Below are 10,031 nucleotides of genomic sequence, written 5' to 3'. Positions count from 1 at the left end.
GGTGTCACGAAGATTGGCGTTCATGGGGGCTCCACATGGCTGGGAATAATCTTGCGGATTTCCTATCGGAAACGACATACATGCAAAAGTCGTAAAGCGACGAATTGGCCCGTTATGGCGTCAAGTCTGGCCTATCGGGGAAAGGTATGTTTGTTTCGGAACCAAATGTGCAGCACCGGAAACCCGTTTACATGATTCAGAGAATCGCCTTTCTTGCCAGCGACGCCAAGGTGGCCCAGATTGCGCGGGATGCGCTGGTCGCCCGATACGGCAATGCCGCGCCTCGGGACGCAGATGTTGTGGTCGCGCTTGGGGGCGACGGGTTCATGTTGCACACCCTGCACAACATGCAACATCTGGATACGCCGGTTTATGGCATGAACCGCGGAACCATCGGCTTTCTGATGAACGAGTTCAGTGAAGGTGACCTGATGGAGCGGCTGGCCGCCGCCGAGGAGGAGGTCATCAACCCGCTGGCCATGCGCGCCATGGATCAGTCCGGCAAGATGCACGAAGCGCTTGCAATCAACGAAGTGTCGTTGCTGCGCGCCGGACCGCAGGCCGCGCGTCTGAAGATCAGCGTGGATGGCAGGGTTCGCATGGCTGAACTCATGTGCGACGGTGCATTGTTGTCCACGCCTGCCGGATCCACTGCCTACAACTACTCGGCCCACGGCCCGATTCTGCCGATCGGGTCGGATGTTCTGGCGCTGACCGCGATTGCCGCATTTCGCCCGCGCCGCTGGCGCGGCGCTCTGTTGCCCAAGATCGCGCATGTCAGGTTTGATGTGATCGAAGCGGATAAACGCCCGGTCATGGCGGATGCGGATTCGAACTCATTCCCTGACATAGATTGGGTTGAAATCCGGTCCGAGCCGTCAATCACACACCGAATTCTGTTCGATCCCGGCCATGGTCTTGAGGAGCGTCTGATTTCTGAGCAGTTTACCTAAGCTGTCCAGTTTGAACATTTTTTCGGTTTGTGTGAACCAGTTCACAGGAAAGTGCTTTATCATTCGTTAATCTGAACTTGCCCGGAGAACACGCTAAGGCGGGAGTGAGTGGCCGCCAACAGCGTATTCGAAATGATTGCGCAGTTTTCGCGCTGGCGAGGGTGGGTGGTGCTACGCTCGTCATCAGAAATTCGGGCATATTTTAGTATGCGGACCCCGGGCACAAAAACCCGGGGTCTATTTTTGTCAGCTGCGTTGTCAGGGTTTAGGCCGAGGCTCAGCGTGCCCCTGATTCCATTCTGTCCCACAGCGGAAAACACATCTGCCCGACGCGGGCTTCGATCGCGGCCGCGGCTTCAACCGCCAGGTCTTCACGCCACCGCCGCGCAGCGATCTGCACATTGATCGGCTGAGGGCCTTTAGGCAGGCTGGCAAGCCGGGCGGGAACGCATGCGGCCGGCAGACCCAGAAAGTTCATCGCGTACGAGTAGACGGCGCAGCCGAGAACCTCGTGAACACCTTCGGCCCCCTCTGTGTCACGATCGGGTCCAAAGAAGGGTTGCGGCAGAAATGGGGACAGAACCAGCGCGTAGTCCTCCATGAACAGTGACCATTGCCTTGCATAGTGGCTGCGTTCCGCCAGCATGCGGATCAACTCGGTTCCCACGATCGGCGGAAATTCCTGGAAATACACTTCAAAGACATCCCGGATGGTCTGCGACCCGACCGCTTCGATGTCGCTTTTCATCAGGGTCAGAACCTCGCCCATCAGTGCGCGATACCCATTGCGTCCGCAGTCGAACACATCCGGCGTTTCGACTTCGTCTACCTGATAGCCCGCGTCCGTCAGCGCATCGCGTGCGGTTTCCAGCGCCTTTTCAACTTCGGGGTGCAGGTCGTAGCCGTATGTGTTCTTCGTAAATGCAACCCTGATCGGGGTATCCGGGTTCTCGGTCCGCCAGGGCAGGGGAACGTGGAACGGATCCCGCGGGTCAGGGGTAATCAGACAAGGCATGGACAGGTGCAGGTCGGCAGCAGAACGTGCGATCAGCCCCTGCACCGACATGGACTGTGCCAGTAACCCGCGTTCCGCCTGTTGACTGGGGTTCCAGGCTGGTACCCGGCCCAGACCGGGTTTGACAGTCACCGCGCCGTTGGCAGCGGCCGGAAATCTCAGGCTGCCACCGATGTCGTTGCCATGGCCCAGTGCGCCTATACCGGCCATCACTGCAGCGCCTGCACCGCCAGACGACCCGCCGGGCGAGATGTGCCTGCCCCAGGGGTTGTGCGTGCGACCATAAAGCGGATTGTCGGTGTCCGCGCGGAACGAGAATTCAGGTGTATTCGTCCGGCCGATCACGACCGCGCCTGCCTTCAACAGATTGGCAACCACCGGGGCGTCGTCGGGTGCGATAACATCCTTCAGGGCAGAAACGCCGTTTGTTGTCGCGTGGTACTTCTGGTCCACATTGACCTTGATGGTCACGGGAACACCGTGCAGCGGGCCTGCAGACGCGCCTTTGGCGCGCGCCTTGTCCAGTTCTCGTGCGCGTTCAAGGGCTTGCACACTCAGGTCGTCTACGACCGCATTCAGGTCCGGGTTGATCTCGTGCATCCGGTCCAGCGCGCCTTGCACGGCGGCCTCGGCGCTCAGTGCGCCGCTGCGGGTTTGGCTGGACAATTCGGTGGCGGTTAGTCGCCAGAGTTCTTGATCTGTCATGGTCCCTCTCTGTCTCAGAGTGACAGTAGGGGGCCGGTAACAGGTTGCAAGCGAAAGGCGAAAAGCGGGCGACGGTTTGTCGCCCGTTTCTGGGTTACTGAGCGTAACCGATGGTTTTCAGGGCCTCGGCGATCTCATCCAGAATGGCCGGATCGTCGATGGTTGCGGGCATCTTGTAGTCCTTGCCATCTGCAATCGAGACCATGGTACCCCTAAGGATCTTGCCCGACCGCGTCTTGGGCAAGCGGTCGACCACGACAGCAAGCTTGAACGCCGCAACAGGCCCGATCTTTTCGCGCACCATTTTGACGACATCCTGCACGACCTCGGCGTGATCTTTGTCGCAGCCGGCGTTCAGGCACAAAAAGCCAACTGGCATCTGCCCTTTCAGCTGGTCCGAGACGCCGATGACCGCGCATTCAGCGACGTCGGGATGGGCGGCCAGGACCTCTTCCATCCCGCCTGTGGACAGGCGGTGGCCGGCCACGTTGATCACGTCGTCGGTGCGCGCCATGATATAGAGATAGCCGTCCTCGTCGATCATCCCCGCGTCACCGGTTTCGTAATAACCGGGGAACTGATCCAAATAGGATTTGCGGAACCGGTCCTCGGCGTTCCAAAGGGTCGGCAGAGTGCCGGGCGGCAGGGGGAGTTTGACCGCGATGGCCCCAAGCTCGCCCGCCTGAACCGGGTGGCCTGCCTCATCCAGAATCTGCACGTCATATCCTGGCATCGGCTTGGCGGGTGATCCCAGCTTGACCGGCAGTTCCTCGATCCCCAGCGGGTTGCCGGCAATGGTCCAGCCCGTTTCGGTCTGCCACCAATGGTCGATCACCGGAACTTTCAGTGCGTTCTGCGCCCATGTGATCGTGTCCGGGTCTGCACGTTCACCTGCCAGGAACAGTGCCCTCAGGCAGGACAGGTCGTAATTCTTAAGCATGTCGCCCGAAGGGTCTTCGCGCTTAACAGCGCGGATGGCCGTTGGGGCGGTGAAGAAGCTGCGCACGTTGTGTTCAGAAATCACCCGCCAGAAAGTGCCCGCATCCGGGGTGCCGACCGGTTTACCTTCGAACACGATCGTCGTGTTGCCGTGGATCAGCGGCGCGTAACAGATATAAGAATGACCGACGACCCAGCCCACGTCCGAGGCGGCCCAGAACACATCGCCCGGATCAACGTTGTAGATGTTCTTCATCGACCAGTTCAGCGCTACAAGATGCCCTGCGGTAGGGCGCACAACACCTTTGGGCGCGCCGGTCGTCCCCGAGGTGTAAAGGATATAGGCTGGATCGTTGCCATCAACCGGCACACATTCCGCCGGTTCAACGCCGTATTGGAAGCCATGCCAGTTGAAATCGCGCCCTTCGATCAGCTGCGCCACTTCCTGTTCGCGCTGGAAGATGACGCAGAATTCGGGCTTGTGACTCGCCATCTCGATGGCGCCGTCCAGTAGCGGCTTGTAGTGCACCACCCGACCGGGTTCCAGCCCGCAAGACGCCGCAATGATCGCCTTTGGTTTCGCGTCGTCGATCCGAACGGCCAGTTCATTGCTGGCAAAACCGCCAAACACGACCGAGTGAACAGCCCCCAACCGCGCGCAGGCCAGCATCGCCTCAAGCGCTTCGGGGATCATGGGCATGTAAATGATGACCCGGTCGCCTTTCTCGATCCCCTTGGCCCGCAGCGCCCCGGCCAGCGTTGCAACGCGGTTGCGCAGTTCGACATATGAGATTTCGCGTTTTGTATGGGTGATCGGGCTGTCGTAGATTATGGCCGTCTGCTCACCCCGACCGTTTTCAACATGCCGGTCCACCGCATTCCAGCAGGTGTTGACCTTGGCGTCACAGAACCATTCATAGAGCGGGGCATTGTCGTCAAACAGCGCTTTGCTTGGCGGCTGTACCCAGTCGATCCCCTTGGCGGCGTCCATCCAGAACGCCTCCGGATCGGATTTCCAACTCTCATAGATGTCCTGATAAGCCACGGCATCGTCCTCCTCAAAATCCCTTGCCAGTGTGTTAGGCATCTGCCGCCTGTCGGACAAGCGGCTGAAATGACGACGCGTCAGTTTACCGCGAATTATTTGCAGATACCGGGAAAACGGGCTGCAAAGTTTTGCAAATCGCCTTCCCGATCAAGGTGAATTGGCAACAAAGCCTTTGTTTTGCAAAACTGCAAATTATTAGTTGCAAATGGCCGCGGAATCACGGACCGTTCAGTTTCCGGTCTTGGCGTATCGGGGCAAGCTGTCCTGAATATCCAGCCACGGCAGGTGATCTGTATGGAACACGTGAAACCGGGGCGAAACTGTTTCCGGGTTTTCCAGCGTCGCGATGTAAAGGTGGATGTTCACCGTGTCCCCTGCATTGCGGTACGCCATCTGAGTTCCACAGGCCGCGCAGAACAACCGCTCGACATCCGGAGATGACCGATAGACCGCAGGTGGATCGCCAGACCAGGTCACCGATTCATGCGGCAATCCGAAAAATGCGGTAACAGGGGCGGCGCAGTTGCGGCGGCAATCCGTGCAGTGGCAATAGCAACTCCACGCTATGTTGCCGTCACTTTCCCACCGGACGGCCTTGCAGTGACAATGCCCCTTCATGGTGCCCCCTCCCGAAAACGGCGGCCTATGTCAGAGCCACCCCATTAACCGTAATGCGCAACCGGGGTTCCGGCAATGGCCGCCATGTTCAACAAGCCGCGCGCCGTGATCGAGGGCGTCACGATATGCGCCTTGTTGCCCATGCCCATCAGAATGGGGCCGACCTCGATTCCGTCCGCTTTCATCTTCAGAATGTTTCGCACCCCGCTGGCGGCATCCGCGTGGGCAAAGATCAATACGTTGGCGGCGCCCTGAAGGCGCGAATTTGGGAAGATACGCGAGCGAAGCTCGGGGTCCAGCGCAACATCCAGGTTCATTTCACCTTCATAGGTGAAGTCCCGAGGTTTGGAGTCCAGAATATCCAGCGCGGCGCGCAGACGCTTGCCAGAACCTTCGGCCTGATTGCCGAATTGAGATTGCGAGCAGAACGCGATTTTCGGCTCAAGCCCGAACCGCCGCACGTGGCGGGCTGCCCCGATTGTCGTTTCGGCAAGTTCTTCAGGTGTGGGCAGTTGCCGGACATGTGTGTCGGCAATGAAAAGGGGACCGTCTTCCAGAATCATCAGAGACAGCGCGCCCTGCGCACGAAGATTTCCGTCGTCCAGAACCTGTTCGACATAGTTCAGATGCCACCGGTATTCGCCAAATGTGCCACAGATCATGCTGTCGGCTTCTTCACGCTGGACCATGATGGCGGCAATCGCGGTCGTGTTGGTGCGCATGATCGCCTTGGCCAGATCCGGTGTAACGCCCCGGCGCTGCATGACCTGATGGTAAGAGTTCCAGTAATCGTAGTAACGCGGGTCGTTTTCCGGGTTCACGATCTGAAAATCCTGCCCCGGCCGGACAGTCAGGCCCAGCTTTTCGCAGCGTGCATCGATCACCTCGGGTCGGCCAATCAAGATCGGTGTTTCCGTAGTTTCTTCCAGGATCGCCTGTGCCGCGCGCAGAACCCGTTCGTCTTCGCCTTCGGCAAAGACAATTCTGCGCGACGCTGCGGCTGCGGCCTCGAAAACCGGACGCATCAGCAGGGCCGATTTGAAAACGGTCTGGTTCAGGCTTTCCTTATAAGCCTCGATATCCGAGATCGGCCGTTTGGCCACGCCACTGGCCATTGCCGCCTTGGCAACCGATGACGATACAACGCCCACCAGACGCGGATCGAATGGTTTCGGAATCAGATAATCCGGCCCGAACGTCAGTTGTTCTCCCTGATAGGCGGCAGCGGCTTCCGCGCTGGTTGTGGCGCGGGCCAGTTCGGCGATGCCATCGACGCAGGCAATCTGCATGTCATCGTTGATCTCGGTCGCGCCGACGTCCAGGGCACCGCGGAAAATGAAGGGAAAGCACAGCACGTTGTTGACCTGATTGGGAAAATCGCTGCGGCCCGTTGCGATGATCGCGTCCGGAGCAACCTCTCGGGCGGCATCCGGCAGTATCTCAGGGGTTGGATTGGCCAAGGCAAAGATGATCGGGCGCTTGGCCATCTTTGCGACCATCTCGGGCTTCAGGACATTCGGGCCGCTGAGTCCCAGAAACAGATCTGCATCGCCAATTACATCATCCAGTGTGCGCAGGTCCGATTTCTGCGCGAACTGATCTTTGTGAGGGTTCATATCTTCGGCCCGGCCTTCGTAGACCAGCCCGTGAATATCGCACAGCCAGATGTTCTTGCGCTTGACCCCCAGTTTGACCAGCATCATCAGACAGGCAATGCCCGCTGCACCGCCGCCAGTTGACACCACCTTGATGTCTCCGAACTTCTTGCCGGCAACGTGCAGGGCGTTCTTGGCCGCGGCGCCAACGACGATGGCCGTTCCGTGTTGGTCATCGTGAAATACCGGGATGTTCATCCGCTCGCGGCACAGTTTTTCGACGACAAAGCAATCCGGTGCCTTGATGTCCTCCAGATTGATAGCGCCGAAGGTCGGTTCCAGCGCGCAGACGATATCCGCCAGCTTTTCCGGGTCGGGCTGGTCCACTTCGATATCGAAACAGTCGATACCAGCGAATTTCTTGAACAGAACCGCCTTGCCTTCCATCACCGGTTTCGAGGCCAGCGCGCCAATATTGCCAAGCCCCAGAACCGCGGTGCCGTTTGACACGACACCCACCAGGTTCCCGCGCGACGTATAAAGCTCGGCATTGGCGGCATCCGATTTGATCTCAAGGCTGGCCTCGGCCACACCGGGCGAATAGGCACGCGCCAGATCGCGGCCATTGGCCAGCGGTTTGGTCGCTTTTATCTCAAGTTTTCCGGGCTTCGGGTGGGCGTGATAGTCAAGCGCGGCCTGCCGCAGGCTGGGTGTGTCGGACATCGGTGAACAAGCTCCTTCCCGGAATTTGGTTTAGTGTTAAACTATATTTTCTGGCTTGGCTATGCGGTGTAACGCGTGGGCCGAAATTGGCCGAGAGTGACAGGCTGGTTGAAATTGTTCGTGGTTCTTTTACACGGAGTGGACTTTCACTGCAGCGAAGCGCAAAATCAGGCATGAGCATAAAAGACAACACGCGGCCGGAGAAGGCCGTTTCAGGCAACCAATCTACTTTTGGAATGGAAAAGTCCGGGTTCCGCGTGGCGATTGCGCTGATGGCCCTGATCCTGTGCGCCGTTGTGATTTGGCCCCTGCAGGCCGAGCAACTCAACCAGGAAGGGGGGCCGTTCGAAACGATTTCGGCCGCCGCGCTGCTTGCTGCCGGGCTGGCGGCACTGGTGCGGTTTCCCGGATTGAAACGTCTTTACATCGGTGTGACCTGCCTGCTTCTGGCCGAGCGCGAGCTGGAAGCAGACATTTATTCCGAAGGAACCGTGCCGTTTATGATACTGAGCGGCCTGGATGACATTCTGGACATGACGCTGATCCGGGTCGTGCTTGCGGTCATCATACTGGGCGGTGCCATTTGGCACGGGGTGCCCAACGCACGGCTGGCGCTGAAACAGCGCGCGCCGTTTTTGCTGATCTTCGTTCTTGCCGGGCTGTCGGCTGTGGTGGCCCAGCTTCTGGAAGAGGTCTCGGGACTTTTTGACGAGACGCTGTCCCCGATTATGGCGATCCGTCTGTTTGCGCTGGAAGAAACGCTCGAGATGTTCTTTTCGATTGGCATTTTGGCCTCTGTTCTGATCGGATGGCCCAAATCGAATATTGAAGAGAAGCCTGATGACCAGCAGCAAAAGTCCGACACTCGCTGAATTCCGTCTGCCCACGAACGAACTGCGCGACGACATCCCGTTTTATACCAGAACGCTGGGGATGCGGATGGATATGATCTATCCCGCCGATGACCCCCGTGTTGCGGTGTTTTCAGGCCATGGCTTGCGATTGCGCATCGAAAAGGACGCGCCCGAGGCGCCCGGGACCTTGCGAATCCTGACCGAGGATCCGGATCGGTTTGCCGATGGCGAGCGTGTGCTGGTCGCCCCCAATGGAACTCGCATAGAAATTGACGACCGCAACCCGCCGCTGGTGATGCCGGAAACGGTGCATTCCTTTGTCGTGCGCAGGCTAAAGGACCAGGCGCCGTGGATCATTGGACGGGCGGGTATGCACTATCGCGATCTGGTGCCTGATCGGCTGGGCGGGTCGATCATCGCCAGCCACATCCGTATCCCCGATGGCGGCCCGGTGCCCGACATGGTGCACTTTCACAAGGTCGGGTTTCAGCTGATCTTCTGTATCCACGGCTGGGTCGATGTTGTGTACGAGGATCAGGGCGAAAAGATGCGCCTGACGGCGGGCGATTGCTTTATCCAGCCTCCGGAAATCCGTCACCGCGTGCTCGAGGCCTCGGACAATGTGCAGGTGATTGAGATCGGTGTACCCGCGGAACATGTCACGGAAATCGATCATGACATGGATCTGCCCACCCCTCATTTCCGGCCCACGCGGGAATGGCAGGGGCAGCGGTTTGTGTACAATCAGGCCAAAGATGCCGAGTGGGGGGAGTTCCGCTTGCCGGGATATATCTGCCGGGACACCACGATTGCGGAAAACACTAAGGGCGTTGCCGGGGTTCAGGTGGTAAAACGGGGGCAGGGCGATCCGGTCTGGGCCAGTCATGATACCGATATCCATTTCACCTTCGTGATGAACGGTCAGGTGACGCTGGAAGGGGAAGGACGTGATCCCTATCGGCTGGAACAGGGCGACGCCTTTGTGATCCCGCCGGGGATGCGCACGCGCCTTGCGGACCCGTCCGATGATGTCGAGCTGCTGGAGGTCACATTGCCCGGGACCTTCAATACAACGCTGGGTTAAGCCAAGATCGGATCAGGAAACATGCGCCGGGGGCTTCAAATCCCCCGGCTCTTTCCATTAGGGTATGGCATTCTGACCAGATGATCAAAAATTGGGAATCACCATGCCTTTGAAAGACGCCGCCCTGTCCGTCCGGGAAAACGCTTACGCGCCGTATTCGAAGTTCAAAGTGGGCGCGGCGATCCGGTCGAAGTCCGGAGTGATCTTTTCCGGCTGCAACGTGGAAAATGTCGCCTACCCGGAAGGCACCTGTGCCGAAGCGGGTGCGATTGCCGCGATGGTGGCCGCGGGTGAGCAGGAACTGACCGAGGTTTATGTTGTCGCCTCAAGCCCGCAACCGGTACCGCCTTGTGGCGGATGCCGTCAGAAGCTGGCGGAATTCGGCAAGCCGGACGTCAAAGTGACGCTTGCGACAGCAACCGGAACTGAGCTTGAGACAACCATCGGACAGCTTCTGCCCGGCGCGTTCGACGCCTCTCATATGGAGGATGTCTGAA

Annotated in this window: 8 protein-coding genes; 4 read left to right on the top strand and 4 right to left on the bottom strand. The window is 58.9% G+C overall.

Translation table 11 applies throughout. The annotated features are described in order from the left end of the window. Positions 1-191 precede the first annotated feature (191 nt). Positions 192-953, top strand: coding sequence for an NAD kinase (locus ACR0J2_RS06405; RefSeq protein WP_170609519.1), 762 nt, complete (start codon positions 192-194; stop codon positions 951-953). A gap of 277 nt (positions 954-1,230) precedes the next feature. On the opposite strand, the gene ACR0J2_RS06400 is transcribed toward ACR0J2_RS06405, so the two are convergent. The 4 genes from ACR0J2_RS06400 to ACR0J2_RS06385 form a co-directional block, all read right to left on the bottom strand. Continuing rightward, positions 1,231-2,673: an amidase family protein gene (locus ACR0J2_RS06400; RefSeq protein ID WP_480812014.1), complete on the bottom strand. Its 1,443-nt coding sequence runs from the start codon at positions 2,671-2,673 to the stop codon at positions 1,231-1,233. A gap of 94 nt (positions 2,674-2,767) precedes the next feature. Then, the gene (gene prpE / locus ACR0J2_RS06395) at positions 2,768-4,657 is read right to left on the bottom strand and encodes a propionate-CoA ligase PrpE (protein WP_480812037.1); all 1,890 of its coding nucleotides are present in this window, start codon (positions 4,655-4,657) and stop codon (positions 2,768-2,770) included. A 231-nt stretch (positions 4,658-4,888) separates the two neighbouring features. Then, a complete protein-coding gene (locus ACR0J2_RS06390) occupies positions 4,889-5,278 on the bottom strand; it encodes a GFA family protein (protein WP_170609522.1) in 390 nt (129 codons plus the stop codon). Between the two features lie 44 nt (positions 5,279-5,322). Then, positions 5,323-7,596, bottom strand: coding sequence for an NADP-dependent malic enzyme (locus ACR0J2_RS06385; protein WP_480812013.1), 2,274 nt, complete (start codon positions 7,594-7,596; stop codon positions 5,323-5,325). Positions 7,597-7,769: 173 nt separating this feature from the next. Between ACR0J2_RS06385 and ACR0J2_RS06380 the strand changes: the two genes are divergently transcribed. The 3 genes from ACR0J2_RS06380 to ACR0J2_RS06370 all read left to right on the top strand — a co-directional run bounded on the left by ACR0J2_RS06380 (position 7,770) and on the right by ACR0J2_RS06370 (position 10,030). Next, the gene (locus ACR0J2_RS06380; protein WP_480812012.1) at positions 7,770-8,468 is read left to right on the top strand and encodes a hypothetical protein; all 699 of its coding nucleotides are present in this window, start codon (positions 7,770-7,772) and stop codon (positions 8,466-8,468) included. After that, on the top strand, positions 8,437-9,534 hold the full coding sequence (locus ACR0J2_RS06375) for a cupin domain-containing protein (protein WP_170609528.1): 1,098 nt from the start codon (positions 8,437-8,439) through the stop codon (positions 9,532-9,534). The genes ACR0J2_RS06380 and ACR0J2_RS06375 overlap by 32 nt, the downstream gene beginning before the upstream one ends. A 103-nt stretch (positions 9,535-9,637) precedes the next feature. Beyond that, positions 9,638-10,030, top strand: a complete 393-nt coding sequence (locus ACR0J2_RS06370; RefSeq protein ID WP_170609530.1) for a cytidine deaminase — start codon at positions 9,638-9,640, stop codon at positions 10,028-10,030. Position 10,031: the final 1 nt, after the last annotated feature.

The organism is Ruegeria sp. CG4, from assembly GCF_056537185.1.
This window is presented reverse-complemented; position numbering and strand designations above follow the sequence as displayed.

Coding starts and splice junctions, on each gene's coding strand:
- ACR0J2_RS06370 (WP_170609530.1), top strand. CDS start 9,638: ATGCCTTTGAAAGACGCCGCCCTGTCCGTCCGGGAAAACGCTTACGCG.
- ACR0J2_RS06405 (WP_170609519.1), top strand. CDS start 192: ATGATTCAGAGAATCGCCTTTCTTGCCAGCGACGCCAAGGTGGCCCAG.
- ACR0J2_RS06400 (WP_480812014.1), bottom strand. CDS start 2,673: ATGACAGATCAAGAACTCTGGCGACTAACCGCCACCGAATTGTCCAGC.
- ACR0J2_RS06385 (WP_480812013.1), bottom strand. CDS start 7,596: ATGTCCGACACACCCAGCCTGCGGCAGGCCGCGCTTGACTATCACGCC.
- ACR0J2_RS06375 (WP_170609528.1), top strand. CDS start 8,437: ATGACCAGCAGCAAAAGTCCGACACTCGCTGAATTCCGTCTGCCCACG.
- ACR0J2_RS06390 (WP_170609522.1), bottom strand. CDS start 5,278: ATGAAGGGGCATTGTCACTGCAAGGCCGTCCGGTGGGAAAGTGACGGC.
- ACR0J2_RS06380 (WP_480812012.1), top strand. CDS start 7,770: ATGAGCATAAAAGACAACACGCGGCCGGAGAAGGCCGTTTCAGGCAAC.